Source organism: Stappia sp. MMSF_3263 (assembly GCF_030733745.1).
In the GTDB taxonomy this organism is placed as follows: Bacteria; Pseudomonadota; Alphaproteobacteria; order Rhizobiales; family Stappiaceae; genus Stappia.
Window position 1 is genome coordinate 164,671 of sequence record NZ_JASHIK010000004.1, and the last position, 17,895, is coordinate 182,565.

General features: G+C 64.7%; 14 protein-coding genes. 10 read left to right on the forward strand and 4 right to left on the reverse strand.

The genetic code is table 11. The features are described 5' to 3' along the window. The first annotated feature begins 137 nt into the window (after positions 1 to 137). The 9 genes from zapE to lpdA all read left to right on the forward strand — a co-directional run bounded on the left by zapE (position 138) and on the right by lpdA (position 12,718). Positions 138 to 1,298, forward strand: coding sequence for a cell division protein ZapE (gene zapE / locus RBB46_RS06745; RefSeq protein WP_306028132.1), 1,161 nt, complete (start codon positions 138 to 140; stop codon positions 1,296 to 1,298). Positions 1,299 to 1,420: 122 nt separating this feature from the next. Beyond that, entirely contained in the window at positions 1,421 to 2,383 is a 963-nt protein-coding gene (mdh, locus tag RBB46_RS06750) for a malate dehydrogenase (RefSeq protein ID WP_306028133.1), read from the forward strand. Positions 2,384 to 2,461: 78 nt separating this feature from the next. Continuing rightward, positions 2,462 to 3,655: an ADP-forming succinate--CoA ligase subunit beta gene (gene sucC, locus RBB46_RS06755; protein ID WP_306028134.1), complete on the forward strand. Its 1,194-nt coding sequence runs from the start codon at positions 2,462 to 2,464 to the stop codon at positions 3,653 to 3,655. Between the two features lie 385 nt (positions 3,656 to 4,040). Further along, the gene (gene sucD, locus RBB46_RS06760) at positions 4,041 to 4,949 is read left to right on the forward strand and encodes a succinate--CoA ligase subunit alpha (RefSeq protein WP_306028135.1); all 909 of its coding nucleotides are present in this window, start codon (positions 4,041 to 4,043) and stop codon (positions 4,947 to 4,949) included. 203 nt (positions 4,950 to 5,152) lie between these two features. Beyond that, positions 5,153 to 8,143: a 2-oxoglutarate dehydrogenase E1 component gene (locus RBB46_RS06765; RefSeq protein ID WP_306028229.1), complete on the forward strand. Its 2,991-nt coding sequence runs from the start codon at positions 5,153 to 5,155 to the stop codon at positions 8,141 to 8,143. A 145-nt stretch (positions 8,144 to 8,288) separates the two neighbouring features. After that, on the forward strand, positions 8,289 to 9,800 hold the full coding sequence (gene odhB / locus RBB46_RS06770; RefSeq protein ID WP_306028136.1) for a 2-oxoglutarate dehydrogenase complex dihydrolipoyllysine-residue succinyltransferase: 1,512 nt from the start codon (positions 8,289 to 8,291) through the stop codon (positions 9,798 to 9,800). 45 nt (positions 9,801 to 9,845) lie between these two features. Further along, positions 9,846 to 10,460, forward strand: coding sequence for a LysE family translocator (locus RBB46_RS06775; RefSeq protein WP_306028137.1), 615 nt, complete (start codon positions 9,846 to 9,848; stop codon positions 10,458 to 10,460). 35 nt (positions 10,461 to 10,495) lie between these two features. Then, positions 10,496 to 11,254 (forward strand): SDR family oxidoreductase, encoded by a 759-nt coding sequence (locus RBB46_RS06780; RefSeq protein ID WP_306028138.1) that lies wholly within the window; start codon positions 10,496 to 10,498, stop codon positions 11,252 to 11,254. Positions 11,255 to 11,308: 54 nt separating this feature from the next. After that, positions 11,309 to 12,718 carry a dihydrolipoyl dehydrogenase gene (gene lpdA, locus RBB46_RS06785; RefSeq protein WP_306028139.1) on the forward strand — a complete coding sequence of 470 codons (1,410 nt, stop codon included), beginning with the start codon at positions 11,309 to 11,311 and terminating at the stop codon, positions 12,716 to 12,718. Between the two features lie 114 nt (positions 12,719 to 12,832). On the opposite strand, the gene RBB46_RS06790 is transcribed toward lpdA, so the two are convergent. From RBB46_RS06790 to fsa, 4 genes are all read right to left on the reverse strand, one after another. Continuing rightward, the gene (locus RBB46_RS06790) at positions 12,833 to 13,066 is read right to left on the reverse strand and encodes a hypothetical protein (RefSeq protein ID WP_306028140.1); all 234 of its coding nucleotides are present in this window, start codon (positions 13,064 to 13,066) and stop codon (positions 12,833 to 12,835) included. A gap of 201 nt (positions 13,067 to 13,267) precedes the next feature. After that, on the reverse strand, positions 13,268 to 13,684 hold the full coding sequence (locus tag RBB46_RS06795) for a hypothetical protein (protein WP_306028141.1): 417 nt from the start codon (positions 13,682 to 13,684) through the stop codon (positions 13,268 to 13,270). A 62-nt stretch (positions 13,685 to 13,746) separates the two neighbouring features. Continuing rightward, positions 13,747 to 14,709, reverse strand: a complete 963-nt coding sequence (locus tag RBB46_RS06800) for a tyrosine recombinase XerC (protein ID WP_306028142.1) — start codon at positions 14,707 to 14,709, stop codon at positions 13,747 to 13,749. Positions 14,710 to 14,771: 62 nt separating this feature from the next. After that, positions 14,772 to 15,425, reverse strand: coding sequence for a fructose-6-phosphate aldolase (gene fsa / locus RBB46_RS06805; protein WP_306028143.1), 654 nt, complete (start codon positions 15,423 to 15,425; stop codon positions 14,772 to 14,774). Positions 15,426 to 15,605: 180 nt separating this feature from the next. Here fsa and RBB46_RS06810 point away from each other — a divergent pair, with 180 nt between their 5' ends. Beyond that, positions 15,606 to 17,840 (forward strand): primosomal protein N', encoded by a 2,235-nt coding sequence (locus tag RBB46_RS06810; protein ID WP_306028144.1) that lies wholly within the window; start codon positions 15,606 to 15,608, stop codon positions 17,838 to 17,840. Positions 17,841 to 17,895 lie beyond the last annotated feature (55 nt).

Consider the following 17,895-nt stretch of genomic DNA (forward strand, 5'->3'; position numbering starts at 1 on the left):
TCCGCGATACGGCACCCGTCAAGGGAGTTGCGGCGGACACGGGCGCGCGTTATCAGCGCCGCACCGGGCCCTCATGCTCCGCAGTGGGGTCTGGGCCGGCCACGCTGTTTCCCGTTTTGCCGAAGGGTTCCATCAACATGAGTGCCACGCCGTCAGCCCGGACAATCCCGATCGCGCATACGGTAGCGGGGCGCTACGGCGCCCTTGTCGAGGCCGGCGAGATAGAACGGGACGTGGCGCAGACCGAAGTCGTGGCGGCGCTTGACCGGCTCAACGAGCTGCTCGCCGAGACCGGGCCGGCATCGAAGAAGAGCGCGCTCGGCTGGCTGTTCGGCAAGCGCGGCGCCAGCCGTGAGCCCGTCAAGGGACTGTATGTCTGGGGCAAGGTCGGCCGCGGCAAGACCATGCTGATGGATCTGTTCTTCGACATTGCCGTGACGAAGAAGAAGCGACGCGTTCATTTTCACGAGTTCATGGCCGATGTGCACGAGCGCGTCCACCGGGTACGGGCGGCGATCCGTGACGGCAAGATGAGCGGGGACGACCCGATCCCGCCGGTTGCCTCCGAGATTTCCGGCGAGACGCGGCTGCTGTGTTTCGACGAATTCACGGTGACCGATATCGCCGATGCGATGATCCTCGGCCGGCTGTTCACAAAGCTCTTCGAGCGGGGCGTGATCGTGGTCGCGACCTCGAATGTCGATCCGGACGATCTTTATCGCGACGGTCTCAACCGCGGGCATTTTCTCAGCTTCGTCGAGCTCTTCAAAACGCGTGTCGACGTCGTCTGCCTGGACGCGCGCACCGACTACCGGCTGGAGAAGCTTGCCGGGGCGCCGCTCTATATCTCGCCGCTGGGCCCGGAGGCCGGTGAAAGGGTCGACGACCTGTGGCGGAAGCTGACACATGGCCTGCAGCCGCATTCGGAGGAACTGGAGGTCAAGGGGCGGCGCATCCCGATATCGCGCACGGCAGCCGGCGTCGCCCGCTTTACCTTTGCGGAACTCTGCGAGCAGCCATTGGGCGCTGCCGACTACCAGCGGCTGGCGCTGTCCTACCACACGTTCGTTGTCGAGGGCGTGCCGGTCATGGACCTTGCGCAGCGCAATGCGGCCAAGCGCTTCATCAACCTCGTAGACACGCTCTACAACAACCGAAGCAAGCTGATCGTTTCCGCCGCCACCGAGCCTGAAGGCCTCTATGTGGCGACGAGCGGAACCGAGTCGTTCGAGTTCCAGAGGACCGTTTCGCGCCTTGTCGAAATGCGCTCGCAGGACTGGCTCAGCGACGAGGCGTGAGCCGTCTCCGGGAGGGGCTATTCCTTCGATTAGCTTGCACCCCGGCGCCAAAGGGTTTAGTGCCATGCGCGACCGTTGGGAACGGTTCATGCTCCATTTTACGTAAAGGGAAGCAATAGGATATGGCTCGGAACAAGATCGCTCTGATCGGCTCAGGACAGATTGGCGGCACGCTCGCCCACCTCGCCGGCCTGAAGGAACTCGGCGACATCGTCCTCTTCGACATTGCCGAAGGTACCCCCCAGGGCAAGGCGCTCGACCTTGCCGAATCCTCCCCGGTTGACGGCTTCGATGCCAAGCTCTCCGGCGCCAACTCCTACGAGGCGATCGCCGGTGCCGACGTCGTCATCGTCACCGCCGGCGTGCCGCGCAAGCCCGGTATGAGCCGCGACGACCTGCTTGAGATCAACCTGAAGGTGATGGAGCAGGTGGGCGCGGGCATCAAGGCGCATGCCCCGAACGCCTTCGTCATCTGCATCACCAATCCGCTCGACGCGATGGTCTGGGCCCTGCAGAAGTTCTCCGGCCTGCCGGCGAACAAGGTGGTCGGCATGGCCGGTGTCCTCGACAGCGCCCGCTTCCGCTACTTCCTCGCCGAGGAATTCGAGGTCTCCGTCGAGGACGTGACGGCCTTCGTGCTTGGCGGTCACGGCGACACGATGGTGCCGCTGACGCGTTACTCCACCGTTGCCGGCATCCCGCTGACCGATCTGGTCAAGATGGGCTGGTGCACGGCGGAACGTCTGGAGGAAATCGTCCAGCGCACCCGTGACGGCGGCGCCGAGATCGTCGGCCTGCTGAAGACTGGCTCGGCCTTCTATGCCCCGGCCTCCTCGGCGATCGCCATGGCCGAGAGCTACCTCAAGGACAAGAAGCGCGTGCTGCCCTGCGCCGCGCATCTGGACGGCCAGTATGGTCTCAACGACACCTATGTCGGCGTTCCGGTCGTCATCGGCGCCGGTGGTGTCGAGCGTGTCATCGAGATCGAGATGAACGGTGACGAGAAGGCGATGTTTGACAAGTCCATCGCCTCTGTCGACGGCCTCGTCGAGGCCTGCAAGAAGATCCAGCCGGCTCTTGCCTGACGTCGCTTTCGGGAGGTCCTTGGGCCTCCCGTTTTGCATGACGCCAACCCTCTTCCAAACTATCCGGGGGATAGACGCATGAATATCCACGAATACCAGGCCAAAGAGGTCCTCAAGTCCTTCGGTGCGCCGGTGGCCAACGGGGTCGCAATCTTTTCCGCCGACGAGGCCGAGGCCGCCGCGAAGCAGCTTCCCGGCCCGCTCTGGGTGGTGAAGTCGCAGATCCATGCCGGCGGTCGCGGCAAGGGCAAGTTCAAGGAACTGCCTGCCGACGCCAAGGGCGGCGTCCGCCTCGCCTTCTCGCTTGACGAGGTGAAGGCGCATGCCGCCGATATGCTCGGCAACACGCTTGTGACCAAGCAGACCGGCCCGGCCGGCAAGGTCGTCAACCGCCTCTATATCGAGGACGGCGCTGACATCGAGCGCGAGCTCTATCTCTCGATCCTGGTCGATCGCACGGTCGGTCGTCCGGCCTTCGTCGTCTCGACGGAAGGCGGCATGGACATCGAGGCCGTCGCCGAGGAGACGCCGGAGAAGATCCACAACCTGCCGATCGACCCGGACACGGGCGTCACGGAAGCGGACGCCGCGCAGCTTTGCGACTGGCTGGCGCTCGAAGGTGCGGCGCGCGCCGACGGCATGACGCTGTTCCCGATCCTCCACAAGGCCTTTGTCGAAAAGGACATGGCGCTGCTGGAAGTGAACCCGCTGATCGTCATGAAGGACGGCCGTCTGCGCGTCCTCGACGCCAAGGTCTCCTTCGACGGCAATGCGCTCTTCCGGCATTCCGATATCGTCGCCCTGCGCGACGAGACGGAGGAGGACGCCAAGGAGATCGAGGCGTCGAAGTACGACCTTGCCTATGTTGCGCTCGACGGCGACATCGGCTGCATGGTCAACGGCGCCGGCCTTGCCATGGCGACCATGGACATCATCAAGCTCTATGGCGCGGAGCCGGCCAACTTCCTCGACGTCGGCGGCGGTGCCAACAAGGAGAAGGTGACGGCGGCGTTCAAGATCATCACCTCGGATCCGAACGTGAAGGGCATCCTGGTCAATATCTTCGGCGGCATCATGCGTTGTGACGTCATTGCCGAAGGCGTGATCGCGGCTGTGCAGGACGTTGGCCTGAAGGTGCCGCTGGTCGTGCGCCTCGAGGGCACGAATGTCGAGCTTGGCAAGAAGATCATCAATGAGAGCGGTCTCAACGTCATCGCTGCGGATGACCTCGACGATGCCGCGCAGAAGATCGTCAAGGCCGTTAAGGGTTGAGCCACACGCACGCTCGAAACGACGTAGGGCTGCGGATACTTGGGAGTTGATAGGAGCTTTGATTCCGATAAGCAGCCTGTTGGGGGGAGTTGCGTTGGCACTGTTGGGGCTAAGCATCTTCTCGTTTGCAGCGGGTCGCTGGGCTGGTTGGCTTGGGTTTGAAAAATGGGTGTCTCTAACATCCGTTGCCTTATCTGGCTTGGCCTGCGGCGCTTGTTGGGTTGTTGCTAGCTATCTATCGAACAATGCAAATAACGGGTTCCAGCCGATGGCGGCCGCGTATTTTGCGTTCTTTACTTCCGCGGTTCTCCTGATGAATGCCCTAGTGGCATTGTTTGGAATGTGGTTTCGGAGGCGCGCCGTGAAAATCAAGGAAGGCAGCTAGATGTCCATTCTCGTCAACAAAGACACCAAGGTCATCGTCCAGGGATTGACCGGCAAGACCGGCACGTTCCACACGGAACAGGCACTCGAATACTACGGCACCAGGATGGTGGCCGGCGTGCATCCGAAGAAGGGTGGCGAAAGCTGGTCGTCGGGTCTGGAAAGCGCGGCGTCCCTGCCGATCTTCGCCACCGTCGGCGAAGCGAAGGAAGCGACCGGTGCGGATGCGTCGGTGATCTACGTTCCGCCGGCAGGCGCAGGCGCCGCGATCATCGAGGCAATCGATGCCGAGGTGCCCTTCATCGTCTGCATCACGGAAGGCATTCCGGTCGCCGACATGGTCAAGGTGAAACGCCGGCTGGAGAAGTCCAACTCGCGTCTGCTCGGACCGAACTGCCCGGGCGTCCTGACGCCGGAAGAGTGCAAGATCGGCATCATGCCGGGCTCGATCTTCAAGAAGGGCTCGGTCGGTGTCGTCTCGCGCTCGGGCACGCTCACCTATGAGGCGGTGTTCCAGACCTCCAACGCCGGTCTCGGCCAGACCACGGCCGTCGGTATCGGCGGCGACCCGGTCAAGGGCACCGAGTTCATTGACATCCTGGAGATGTTCCTCGCCGACGACGAGACCCAGTCGATCATCATGATCGGCGAGATCGGCGGTTCGGCCGAGGAAGAGGCTGCCCAGTTCCTCAAGGACGAGGCCAAGAAGGGCCGTTCGAAGCCGATGGCCGGCTTCATCGCCGGCCGTACGGCGCCTCCGGGCCGCACCATGGGTCATGCCGGCGCGGTCATCTCCGGCGGCAAGGGCGGCGCCGAGGACAAGATTGCGGCGATGGAAGAGGCGGGCATCCGCGTCTCCCCGTCCCCGGCCAAGCTGGGCGAGACCCTGCTCGAGGTTCTCAAGGGCTGATTTTCCGCGATCACCGGTTTTTTTACCGAGTTCGCAGTCACATATGGGTACGGGTGCTTCCCTCAAGGAAGTTTCCCGTGTACCGCTTTACATAGAAGCCACGCGGGACACGCCTCGCGTGGCTTCATCCCACATCCGTTTAACGGGGCGCTGCGTGAAAGGGCTCCCCTCAACAGGTGGGCGGGGGAGACCTCGCTATGGTGATGGCTCGGCAGGACGCGAACAGTGCTTTCGCGATGACGTCGTTTCTTTACGGCGGCAACGCGGCGTATATCGAAGATCTTTATGCGCGCTTCAAGGAAGACCCCGGCTCTCTCGATGAGACGTGGCGAGATTTCTTCTCCAACCTTGCCGATGAAAAGTCGGACGTCCTGAAGGAGGCGCGCGGCGCCTCCTGGAAGCGTCCCGACTGGCCGCCGGCCGCCAACGGCGATCTGGTCAATGCCTTCGACGGCAACTGGGCGCCGGTGGAGAAGGCGATTGGCGACAAGCTGAAGGCGAAGGCGGAGAAGGGCGGCAAACAGCTGACCGATGCCGACGTCCAGCAGCAGACGCGCGATTCGGTTCGGGCGCTGATGATGATCCGCGCCTATCGCATGCGCGGCCATCTGCACGGGGACCTGGATCCGCTGCACCTCAAGGAGCAGCTCGATCACGAGGAACTGCATCCCTCCTCCTACGGCTTCACCGAAGCCGACTGGGATCGCAAGATCTTCATCGACTACATGCTCGGGCTGGAATTCGCGACCATTCGCGAGATGCTCGATATCCTAAAGCGGACCTATTGCTCGACGCTTGGCGTCGAGTTCATGCACATCTCGAATCCTGCCGAGAAGGCCTGGATCCAGGAGCGCATCGAGGGTCCCGACAAGGAGATCGAGTTCACCCCGAAGGGCAAGAAGGCGATCCTCAACAAGCTGATCGAGGCCGAGGGTTTCGAGAAGTTCCTCGATATCAAGTACACCGGCACCAAGCGGTTCGGCCTGGACGGCGGCGAAGCCCTGCTGCCCGCGCTTGAGCAGATCATCAAGCGTGGCGGCGCGCTCGGCGTTCAGGAAATCGTGCTCGGCATGGCCCATCGCGGCCGTCTCAACGTGCTTTCCCAGGTCATGGGCAAGCCGCTGCGTGCGATTTTCCACGAGTTCAAGGGCGGGTCCTTCACGCCGGACGACGTGGAAGGCTCCGGTGACGTCAAGTATCACCTTGGCGCGTCTTCGGACCGCGAGTTCGACGGCAACAAGGTGCACCTGTCGCTGACTGCGAACCCGTCGCATCTGGAGATCGTCAACCCGGTGGTCCTGGGCAAGGCCCGCGCCAAGCAGGACCAGTTGTCGGCGGTCGACGGCAAGTGGGTGGACACGACCGATGTCGACCGGTCGAAGGTGCTGCCGCTGCTGCTGCATGGCGATGCCGCGTTCGCCGGTCAGGGCGTGGTTGCGGAGTGTTTCGGGCTTTCGGCATTGCGCGGCCATCGCACCGGCGGCTCGATCCACGTCATCATCAACAACCAGATCGGCTTCACCACCAATCCGCGGTTCTCGCGCTCATCGCCCTATCCCTCGGATGTGGCCAAGATGATCGAGGCGCCGATCTTCCATTGCAACGGCGACGATCCGGAAGCCGTCGTCTATGCGGCCAAGATCGCGACCGAGTTCCGTCAGCTTTTCGGCAAGCCGGTCGTTATCGACATGATCTGCTACCGCCGCTTCGGCCACAACGAGTCCGACGAGCCGGCATTCACCCAGCCGATCATGTATCGCAAGATCCGCAGCCATCCGACGACGCTGCAGATCTACTCGGAGCGTCTGGTCAAGGACGGCGTGCTGACGGCCGAGGAAATCGACGCCATGCGCGCCGAGGTTCGTGCGCGCCTGGACGAGGAATTCGAGGCCGGACAGGCCTACAAGCCGAACAAGGCCGACTGGCTCGACGGCAAGTGGTCGGGCCTGAAGCAGGCGCAGGATCTCGACGATCCCCGCCGCGGCCAGACCGGGCTGCCGATCGAGGAGGTGCGTGAAATCGGAGCGGCCCTGACAAGGGTTCCCGAGGGTTTCAACGTTCACCGGACCATTCGCCGCTTCCTCGACAACCGGAAGAAGATGTTCGAGACCGGCGAAGGTGTCGACTGGGCAACCGCCGAGGCACTGGCCTTCGGGTCGCTGCTTCTGGAAGGACATGCGGTGCGTCTCTCCGGCCAGGATTGCGAGCGCGGCACGTTCTCCCAGCGTCATTCGGTTCTCTACGATCAGGAGGACGAATCGCGGCTGATCCCGCTCAACAACCTGCGCGAGGGCCAGGCCCGCTACGAAGTCATCAACTCGATGCTCTCCGAAGAGGCGGTTCTCGGCTTCGAGTACGGCTACACGCTGACGGAGCCGGGCGCGCTGACCTTGTGGGAAGCCCAGTTCGGCGATTTCGCCAATGGCGCACAGGTCGTCTTTGACCAGTTCCTGTCGTCTGGCGAGCGCAAGTGGCTGCGCATGTCGGGGCTCGTCTGTCTCCTGCCGCATGGCTATGAGGGGCAGGGGCCGGAGCACTCCTCCGCGCGCCTCGAGCGCTTCCTGCAGATGTGCGCGGAAGACAACATGCAGGTGGCGAACTGCACCACGCCGGCCAACTACTTCCACATCCTGAGGCGCCAGCTGAAACGCGACTTCCGCAAGCCGCTGATCCTGATGACGCCCAAGTCGCTGTTGCGCCACAAGCGCGCGGTCAGCCGGGTGGAAGAGTTCGCGGACGGGTCAAGCTTCCATCGGCTGTTGTGGGACGATGCGCAGCTTGAGGGCTACAGCGACATCAAGCTGGTGGCCGACGACAAGATCCGGCGGGTGATCATGTGCTCGGGCAAGGTCTATTACGACCTGTTCGAGGAGCGTGAGAAGCGCGGCATCGACGATGTCTACCTGTTGCGCGTCGAGCAGCTCTATCCGTTCCCGACCAAGGCGCTCGTCACCGAGCTTGCCCGGTTCAAGGACGCGGATTTTGTCTGGTGTCAGGAAGAGCCGAAGAACATGGGCTCCTGGTTCTTCGTTCAGTCCTACCTCGAGTGGGTCCTGAACCAGATTGACGCCAAGCATGCGCGCCCGCGCTACATCGGGCGTGCCGCGTCGGCGGCGACGGCGACCGGCCTGATGTCCAAGCATGCGGCCCAGCTGCAGGCATTCCTCGACGAGGCATTTGCCGACCAGTCATAGCCGGTTGTCCCGCTCCCGGTATTCGTGCCGGGAGCGGGATGCCATCATTCTCCCCGGCCTTCGGCCGGGAAAATGCCAGAACCCATCGTTCGCGCGCGCAGAGCCGGGATCTTCGCGCAGCCACCGAATGAAAGAGATTGTGACCATGGCGACCGAAATTCGAGTGCCCACCCTCGGCGAATCCGTGACCGAAGCGACGATTGCCCAGTGGTTCAAGAAGCCGGGCGAGCAGGTGACGGCCGATGAGCCGATCGTCGAACTCGAAACCGACAAGGTAACCGTCGAGGTGCCGGCGCCGGCATCCGGCACGCTTGGCGAGATCCTGGTCAAGGAAGGCGACACGGTGGAGGTCGGAACCTTGCTCGGGCAGATCAACGAAGGCGAGGGGGCCGGCGCGGCTCCGGCCAAGCCTGCGGCCGCGAAGACGGAAGCAGCGCCGGCCAAGGCGCCCGCCTCGGCGGAAACCGTTGATGTCGTCGTGCCGTCGGCGGGCGAGAGCGTGACCGAAGCCGATGTCGGCGAATGGTTCGTGAAGGTCGGGCAGCAGGTCAAGGCCGACGACATTCTCGTAGAGCTGGAGACCGACAAGGCGGCCCAGGAAATACCGGCACCTGTTGCCGGAACCGTGACCGAGATTGCTGCCGCGACGGGTGACACGGTCACCCCGGGCCAGCTGCTGCTGAAGATCGCTGTGGGTGCCGGCGCTGCCGCCGCGCCGGCCGCGAAGCCCGCGGCCGCTGCCCAGGCCGATCCTGCCACCTCGATGCCGCCGGCGCCTGCCGCCGCCAAGATGATGGCCGAGAAGGGTGTTGCCGCCGACCAGGTCGCCGGGTCCGGCAAGCGTGGCCAGGTGCTGAAGGGGGACGTGATTGCAGCGGTCGCTTCCGGCATGACGCAGGACGCGCCCGCGGCGAGCGCACCGGCTGCGGCCCGCGCGCCGTCCGGCGAGGAAGATGCCGTGCGCGAGGAACGTGTGCGCATGACCAAGCTGCGCCAGACCATCGCCCGTCGCCTCAAGGACGCTCAGAACACGGCGGCCATGCTGACCACCTATAACGAGGTGGACATGGGCCCGGTGATGGAGCTGCGGAAGACGTACAAGGACCTGTTCGAGAAGAAGCACGGCGTCAAGCTCGGCTTCATGGGGTTCTTCACCAAGGCGGTCTGCCATGCGCTGAAGGAAATCCCGGCGGTGAACGCCGAGATCGATGGCACCGACATCATCTACAAGAATTACTGCCATGTCGGCGTGGCCGTGGGCACCGACAAGGGGCTTGTCGTCCCGGTCGTGCGCGATGCCGATCAGATGTCGATCGCCCAGATCGAGCAGGAGATCGGCAATCTCGGCCGCAAGGCGCGTGACGGCAAGCTCGGCATGGCCGACATGACGGGTGGCACCTTCACCATCTCCAACGGCGGTGTCTACGGCTCGCTGATGTCCTCGCCGATCCTCAATGCGCCCCAGTCGGGCATTCTGGGGATGCACAAGATCCAGGAGCGGCCGATGGTCGTCGACGGCCAGATCGTGGCACGGCCGATGATGTATCTGGCGCTCAGCTACGACCACCGGATCGTCGATGGCAAGGAAGCCGTGACGTTCCTCGTTCGGGTCAAGGAGAGCCTGGAAGACATCCAGCGCCTCGTCCTGGACCTCTAGATCGGGAACGGGCGGGTACGGGACCGCGAATCGGGAGGCGCACGCATGGGTCTGGAATTCCTGCTCACGGCCCTGCTCGTGGTCCTGATCCCCGGAACCGGAGTGGTCTACACGGTGGCGACCGGCCTCGCGCTTGGCCGCCACCAGGGGATTGCGGCGGCCTTTGGTTGCACGGTCGGGATCCTGCCGGCGCTTTTGGCTTCGACGCTGGGTCTGGCGGCATTGTTGCATGCCAGTGCGCTTCTGTTTCAGATCCTGAAATATGCGGGGGCGGCCTACCTTCTCTATCTCGCCTGGCAGGCGTTCAGGGAGGCTGGTCCGATGGCACTGGTGGGACGCTCGGCAAACGCACCCAGCCTTTGGGCGGTGGCCCGGACGGGTTTTCTCATCAACGTGCTCAATCCCAAGCTGTCGCTTTTCTTCCTGGCGTTCCTGCCGCAGTTCATCCACGCGGAGGGCGGTTCGGCAACACTGCAGGTGCTGCAGATGGGCGGCGTCTTCATGGCGCTCACGCTGATCGTGTTCATCGGGTACGGGATGTTTGCCGCCGTGCTCGGCGCGCGCGTCCTTGGAAGCCGGAGGGCCATGGCCTGGCTGAGCCGGACAGTGGCGCTGGCCTTCGCCGGGTTCGGCATCCGGCTCGCCCTTTCCGAACGATAACCGGTCATGTGTAACGCATCCATTCGGGGGATATGATGGCTGAAGACGTCGTCGTGGTAACCGGCGGCAGCCGGGGGATCGGAGCCGCAGCCGCGCGCCGGCTGGCCTCCACTGGCGCCACGGTGCTCCTGACCTATGTTTCCAGCGCCGGGCGCGCGGATGAGGTGGTTGCAGAGATCGTCGGCCAGGGCGGCAAGGCTGTCGCGCTTCGTGCCGATGTGGGCACGGAAGATGACTGCCTGCGCATTTTCGCGGAAGCCGACCGGATCGGCCGGCTCCGCGGACTGGTAAACAATGCCGGGGTGGTTGATCTGGCCTGCCGGGTGACCGACATGTCGTTCGAGCGCCTTCGGCGCATCTTCGATATCAACGTGCTGGGCTCGATTGTCTGTGCCCGCGAAGCAGTGAGGCGCATGTCCACCGCACATGGCGGCGATGGCGGCAGCATCGTCAACCTGTCGTCGGCATCGGCCAAGCTCGGTTCTCCCGATCAGTATGTTGATTATGCCGCCGCCAAGGGGGCCATCGATACGTTTACGGTGGGACTGGCAAAGGAGGTCGCGGGCGAAGGCATCAGGGTCAACGCCGTGCGTCCGGGGATTATCGACACCGAGATCCACAGCTCGGGCGGCGATCCCGACCGTGCGGCCCGCATGGCCGCCGACCTGCCCATGCGCCGTGCCGGGACAGCGGAGGAATGTGCCGAGGCGATCGCCTGGCTGATGTCCGATGCCGCAAGCTACACGACGGGAGCGATTCTCGACGTGTCCGGCGGCCGCTCGATCCTGCCCTGAGACACCATCCGGCGGCGCATGCCGCCGAAACGCGTAAAGCAAGAGGCGAATGCAATGTCACAGTTTGATCTCGTCGTGATCGGCACCGGACCGGGGGGCTATGTCTGCGCCATCAAGGCGGCCCAGCTTGGCCTCAAGGTCGCGGTTGTGGAGAAACGTGCCACACATGGCGGCACCTGCCTGAACGTCGGCTGCATTCCCTCCAAGGCTCTGCTGCACACCTCTGAACTTTTCGAGGAAGCGGCGGAAAGCTTCGAGGGCTTCGGCATCAAGGTCGGCAAGCCCAAGCTCGATCTCAAGGCGATGATGGGGCACAAGCAGAAGACCGTGGACGGCAACGTTACCGGCATCGACTTCCTGTTCAAGAAGAACAAGGTGACGGCCTTCCACGGCACCGGCAAGATCCTGGCGGCCGGCCAGGTCGAGGTGAAGGCGGAAGACGGCTCGACCCAGATTGTCGAGGCGAAGTCGATCGTGATCGCGACCGGCTCCGACGTTGCCCCCTTGCCCGGTGTCGAGATCGACGAGAAGCAGATCGTTTCCTCGACAGGCGCGCTCGAACTCGACAAGGTTCCCGGCAAGCTGCTCGTCATCGGCGCCGGCGTCATCGGTCTCGAGCTCGGATCCGTCTGGCGCCGGCTTGGTGCCGAGGTCACTGTCGTCGAGTTCATGGACAAGATCCTCGGCCCGATGGATGGCGACGTGTCCCGCAATTTCCAGCGGATGCTGAAGAAGCAGGGGATGGAATTCCATCTCTCGTCGAAGGTCACCGCGGTCGAGAAAAAGGGCAAGCAGCTTGCCGTCACCGTCGAGCCGGCAGCTGGCGGAGAGGCGGCTGCGCGCACGCTCGAGGCCGATGTCGTGCTGGTCGCCATTGGCCGCCGTCCGGTCACCGATGGCCTCGGGCTCGATGCGGTGGGCGTGGCGCTTGACGATCGCGGCCGGGTCAGGACCGACGGCCACTACCAGACCAACGTGCCAGGCATCTACGCCATCGGCGACGTGATTGCCGGGCCGATGCTTGCCCACAAGGCTGAGGACGAGGGCGTCGCGCTCGCCGAGATCCTTGCAGGGCAGGCGGGTCACGTGAATTACGGCGTCATCCCCGGCGTGGTCTACACCAGCCCGGAAGTCGCCGAGGTCGGCAAGACGGAAGAGGCGCTGAAGGCCGAGGGCATCTCCTACAAGGTTGGCAAGTTCGCGTTCATCGCCAATGGCCGCGCCAAGGCAACCGGGCATACGGAGGGGTTTGTGAAGGTGCTTGCCGATGCCGAGACGGATCGTGTGCTGGGTGTGCATATTCTCGGCCACGGCGCCGGCGAGATGATCCACGAGGCCGCGGTCCTGATGGAATTCGGCGGGTCTTCGGAAGATCTGGCACGCACCTGCCATGCTCATCCCACCATGAGCGAGGCCGTCAAGGAAGCCGCGATGGCTGCCTTCGCCAAGCCGATCCACGCCTGATCCTGCTCAGAGGGCCGGGTGCCGGCCAAATGGCAAAAGGCCCGCGCCGTTTACGGCGCGGGCCTTTTGCGTATGCGGGCCAGGATCATCTGCGAAACAGCGGTGACCATCCTGTCACTGCTGCGTGTCAGGTTCCTCGCCGGGCGTATCGAGGGCCTCGGCCTGGCCGGCTTTCACCAATTCGTCCGTCAGGTCGTTTGTGGCCAGGGATGTCTGCGGCAACTCGGTGGATGCAACCGGGCTCATTTTCTTCTGGGAGGTCTTCATCCAGTTGCACTCGGCGATGGCCGGCGCGGTGGAAAAGGCGGCCAGGGCAACAAGACCCGTCAGTCCGGCTAGAATACGCATGTTCCTCTCCGTTGTTGGCGGCGGGCGGTGGGAAACCCGCACCCGCCGCTGGCGGTTTCGACATGGCGTGGCGCCAACCGAAGCGGCACCTTGGCGTCGTCCGGTGCCTCGGGCAGGGCGCGTGAGACGAGGAAGACGCTACGTTAGTTTAGCGCGCCGATGCTGCTGCGGCCAGTGGTGATTCGTTGAAGATCGGGGGCGTTATTCCCGCGTGAGGATTGCCGCGTGGAAGCTGTCGGCGACTTTGGGATCGTGCGAATCGATCTTCACCAGCGCCTCGATGCGCGATCCCATCGAGATGATTTCGATCTCCCGCGCGCCGAAGAAGCCGGGGAAACGGGCGATCAGGCGACCGTTGGTCAGCCGGATCGCGGGTGTCCAGCCCCATTTGCAGTCCCGCGGTGCACATCGGGTGAACGCGCGCATACGCGAGACGATGACGCCACCGGCACAGTGGCTCTCGATCTCGATGCGGCGGATCTGCTGGGTCTGGGCGGCCGAATTGTACCAGTGCCCGATCTCGGGGATGCGGCAACGGTCTTCAGCCTGTGCGCCCGTCGCGAAGAGCGGAGCGCACACAAGCAAGGCGATGAAGGACAGAATCAGCATCATCGGCATGCATGATTCTTGTCCGGAAAGGCCCATGCCGCAAGCGGTTTCGGAACCCGCATCGGGCTCCCCTATTGCGACCGCCCCGCGCCGCGCGGATGGGCCTTGTCATAGGCATCCAGCAGTCTTGCCGTGTCGACCTCGGTGTAGATCTGGGTGGTCGACAGGCTGGCATGTCCCAGCAGTTCCTGGATGGTCCGCAAATCGCCGCCGCCGGCCAGCAGGTGCGTGGCGAAGGAATGGCGCAACGCATGCGGCGTGGCGCTGTCCGGCAGGCCCAGGGCCCGGCGCGCCCGCGCCATGGCCAGTTGCACGATGCGCGGATTGAGCGGTCCCCCGCGAATCCCGAGGAACAAGGGACCCTCGGCGGCGGGAACATGTGGGCACAGCGCCAGATAGGCATCGACCGCGTCGCAGACGACGGGCAGGACCGGCACGACCCGCTCGCGCCCGCCCTTGCCGACGATTCGAAGGCTTCGCGTACCCCGTCGCGGAGCCGTCTTTCCTGTCAGCGACAGGGCTTCCGAGATGCGCAGTCCGCAACCGTAGAGAAGTGTCAGCACCGCCGCGTTTCTGGCCGCCACCCAGGGCTCTTCCTCAAGGCTCGCCTCCGCATCGACCAGCGTCATGGCGTCACCGGCGGAGACGGGCTTGGGCAGGGATTTCGGCTGACGGGGGGCACGTATGGCGGCGCTCGCGGCGGCATTGACCTGGCCGCGGGCCTCCAGAAAGCGCAGAAAGGAGCGGATCCCTGCAAGGCCGCGGGCGAGTGTCCGGCTTTCCGCGCCGGTCTTGCGGCGCGCGGCGAGAAAGCCGCGAAAGTCCGCCGGCTTCAACTCCGCGAGATCGGCGATCGCCGGAGGTTCGCCAAGATGCATGGTGAGGAAGCGCAGGAACTGGCGCAGGTCGCGTTCGTAGGCGACCAGCGTCTTGTCGGCAAGACGCCGCTCCGAGCCGAGCTGATCCAGCCAGTCGCCGATCGCCGCGTTGATGTCGGGCTTCGCCAGGACGAGAAGGGAATCACCATTGCTCATGGTGCAAGCCTAGCATGCCGTCGGCACTGGCGCGGCCTCCCGCCAGTGCCGGTGCGGCAGGGTTACAGGATGCTCTGGCCGGTCTTGGCCCAATCGGAAAGGAACTGCTCGAGCCCCTTGTCGGTCAGGGGATGCTTGACCAGTCCCTTGAGCACGGCAGGCGGCACGGTCGCGACGTCGGCGCCGACCAGCGCGCAGTCCTTGACGTGATTGGCGCTGCGGATCGAGGCGGCGAGAATTTCGGTCTCGAACCCGTAATTGTCATAAATGATGCGGATTTCCCGGATCAGGTCCATGCCGTCGATGTTGATGTCGTCAAGCCGGCCGATAAAGGGCGAGATGAAGCTTGCGCCGGCCTTGGCGGCGAGCAGCGCCTGGTTTGCCGAAAAGCACAGCGTGACATTGACCATGCGCCCTTCGTCCGTGAGCGTGCGGCAGGCCTTCAGCCCGTCCAGCGTCAACGGCAGCTTGACCGCGATATTGTCGGCGATGGCAGCCAGGGAGCGGCCTTCCGCGATCATCGCGTCGGCTTCGGTGGCGGTAACTTCCGCGGAAACCGGTCCTTCGACCAGGTCGCAGATCTCGGCGATAACGTCCTTCATGGGCCGGCCGGCCTTCAGGATGAGCGACGGGTTGGTCGTCACACCGTCGAGCAGTCCGGTTGCGGCAAGCTCCTTGATGTCTGCTGTATCGGCGGTGTCGACAAAGAATTTCATGACGGCTCTGGCTCCTTCGGCAAAGGCGGCGTAAGGCGGACGCGGAAATCGCGAGGGCGCGGGCAAGCGCTGTCGCCCGCGCCTGTCTGCATACCGTAGGATGGCGCGCGACGACAGTCCCGATTCGCGCCCGATGGCGGAAGCCGGCGCGGCGGATACGAGGTTACGAGGGCGAACAAGATGCCGGCGGGCAACGGGCAGGACCTGTTCGGAAACAACAATGCGGGCGCCGGCGGCGCCACGATCGCGCGTGTCCTGCTGCCGGTGGCGCTTGATGTCGCCTACAGCTATCGAGTGCCGGCCGGCGAGAGCGTTCGCCCGGGGACGATCGTTCGCGTTCCGCTCGGGCCCCGCGAGGTGACCGGTGCCGTCTGGTCGCTCGCACCTGCCGGTGCCGATGGAATCGCGCCCTCGCGGCTGAAGGACATCATCGAGGTCTATCGGGACGCGCCGCCGCTCGATGACACGCTGCGTGCCTTTGTCGACTGGGTCGCCAGCTGGACACTGGCACCTCCCGGCATGGTTCTGCGCATGGTTTTGCGATCCGAGGAGGCGCTGGTCGCCGAGCCGCCGCTGCCCGGCGTCCGGAGGGCGGAGGGTGGAGGTCCGCCGGACCGGCTCACGCCGGCGCGAAAGCGCGTTCTCGCCTTGCTCGAGGAGGGTCTCGCCTTCACCAAGAGCGGGCTTGCCCATGCCGCCGGCGTCAGTCCCTCGGTTGTCGACGGGCTGCTTGCCCATGGCACGCTGGAGGTCGTCGAGCTTCCCGCCGCACCGCCCCCGCCGCTTCCCGAGCCGGACTGGAACGCACCGAAACTGACCCCGGCGCAGGCCCGTGCGGGTGAGGTGCTGGTCGAGAGTATCGGCAAGGGGTTTCGAACCTTCCTGATCGACGGCGTTACGGGTTCGGGCAAGACCGAGGTCTATTTCGAGGCGGTCGCCGAGGCACTGCGCCAGGGCAGGCAGGCGCTGGTTCTCATCCCGGAAATCGCCTTGACCAGCGCCTTTCTGAAACGGTTCGAGCAACGGTTTGCCGTGCGACCGGCCGAATGGCATTCTGAAGTCACCCCCCGCCAGCGCGCCAGGGTTTGGCGCGGGGTCGCCACCGGCGATGTCCGTGTCGTTGTCGGGGCCCGTTCCGCGCTGTTCCTGCCGTTTCGCGACCCCGGCGTCATCATCGTCGACGAGGAGCATGACGGCGCCTACAAGCAGGACGACCGGGTTCCTTACAACGCAAGGGATATGGCGGTCGTGCGCGGGCATCTTTCCGCGATCCCCGTGATTCTCGCCTCGGCCACCCCGTCCGTCGAAAGTCGGGTCAACGCGGACCAGCAGCGCTACACCAGGCTTGAGCTGCCGGAACGCGCCAGCGGTGCGCCGATGCCGGAGATCTCGATCGTCGACATGCGCCAGGACGGCCCGGAGCGGGGACGGTGGCTTGCGCCGACCCTCTGCCATGCGATGGCCGAAACGCTTGCCGGGGGCGGGCAGTCGCTGCTCTTCCTCAATCGCCGTGGCTACGCCCCCCTGACATTGTGCCGTTCCTGCGGCCATCGCTTCCAGTGCCCGAATTGCAGCGCCTGGCTTGTCGAACACCGCTTCCGGGGACGGCTGGCCTGTCATCACTGCGGCCATGGCGAGCCGACCCCGGACCATTGTCCGTCCTGCGGCGACACGCAGTCGCTGGTGGCATGCGGTCCGGGCGTGGAGCGGATCGCAGAAGAGGCCGCAGAACTCTTCCCCCAGGCGCGGGTGCTGGTGTTGTCCTCCGACCTGCAGGGCGGGCCGGACAGGCTCAGGCGCGAGATGCGGGTGATCGAGGAGGGGGGCGCGGATATCGTCGTGGGCACGCAGCTTGTCGCCAAGGGACACAATTTCCCGCTGATGCGCCTTGTTGGGGTCGTCGATGCCGATCTTGGACTTGCCAACGGCGATCCGCGCGCGGCCGAGCGGACCTTTCAGCTCCTGGCGCAGGTCACCGGCCGGGCCGGACGCATCGGCGGCGGAGGTCGTGGCCTGCTCCAGACCTACGCACCCGAGCATCCCGTCATCCGGGCATTGGCATCCGGTGACAGCACAGCCTTCTACGAGGCGGAGATTGCGGCGCGGCGGGTGGCCGGCCTGCCGCCGTTCGGCCGGCTTGCCGCGCTCATCGTGTCGGGGCCCGACAAGGCGAAAGCCCAAGATTATGCCCGGCAGGTCGCCCGTGCCACCCCGCATGACCGGGATATCACCGTCCTGGGGCCGGCCGAGGCGGCGCTGGCTCTTGTCCGGGGGCGTCACCGGTTCCGGCTGCTTGCCATGGCGCCTCGCGGTACCGACCTGCAGGCCGTGCTGAGGGGCTGGTTGGCCCGGCTTCCCAAGCCTGCCGGCGGTGTTCGGCTGCAGGTGGACATCGACCCGCAGAGCTTCTTCTGACGCTTCCTCGCAGATGGACCTTGCGCCGATGCCCTGCGGCTTTTAAGCCTGTTTG

Bases quoted from the DNA above. Each gene is read 5' to 3' on its own strand.
- RBB46_RS06810 (WP_306028144.1), top strand. From the start codon at position 15,606: ATGCCGGCGGGCAACGGGCAGGACCTGTTCGGAAACAACAATGCGGGC.
- RBB46_RS06795 (WP_306028141.1), bottom strand. From the start codon at position 13,684: ATGCCGATGATGCTGATTCTGTCCTTCATCGCCTTGCTTGTGTGCGCT.
- RBB46_RS06780 (WP_306028138.1), top strand. From the start codon at position 10,496: ATGGCTGAAGACGTCGTCGTGGTAACCGGCGGCAGCCGGGGGATCGGA.
- odhB (WP_306028136.1), top strand. From the start codon at position 8,289: ATGGCGACCGAAATTCGAGTGCCCACCCTCGGCGAATCCGTGACCGAA.
- sucD (WP_306028135.1), top strand. From the start codon at position 4,041: ATGTCCATTCTCGTCAACAAAGACACCAAGGTCATCGTCCAGGGATTG.
- RBB46_RS06790 (WP_306028140.1), bottom strand. From the start codon at position 13,066: ATGCGTATTCTAGCCGGACTGACGGGTCTTGTTGCCCTGGCCGCCTTT.
- lpdA (WP_306028139.1), top strand. From the start codon at position 11,309: ATGTCACAGTTTGATCTCGTCGTGATCGGCACCGGACCGGGGGGCTAT.
- mdh (WP_306028133.1), top strand. From the start codon at position 1,421: ATGGCTCGGAACAAGATCGCTCTGATCGGCTCAGGACAGATTGGCGGC.
- fsa (WP_306028143.1), bottom strand. From the start codon at position 15,425: ATGAAATTCTTTGTCGACACCGCCGATACAGCAGACATCAAGGAGCTT.
- zapE (WP_306028132.1), top strand. From the start codon at position 138: ATGAGTGCCACGCCGTCAGCCCGGACAATCCCGATCGCGCATACGGTA.
- RBB46_RS06800 (WP_306028142.1), bottom strand. From the start codon at position 14,709: ATGAGCAATGGTGATTCCCTTCTCGTCCTGGCGAAGCCCGACATCAAC.
- RBB46_RS06775 (WP_306028137.1), top strand. From the start codon at position 9,846: ATGGGTCTGGAATTCCTGCTCACGGCCCTGCTCGTGGTCCTGATCCCC.
- RBB46_RS06765 (WP_306028229.1), top strand. From the start codon at position 5,153: ATGGCTCGGCAGGACGCGAACAGTGCTTTCGCGATGACGTCGTTTCTT.
- sucC (WP_306028134.1), top strand. From the start codon at position 2,462: ATGAATATCCACGAATACCAGGCCAAAGAGGTCCTCAAGTCCTTCGGT.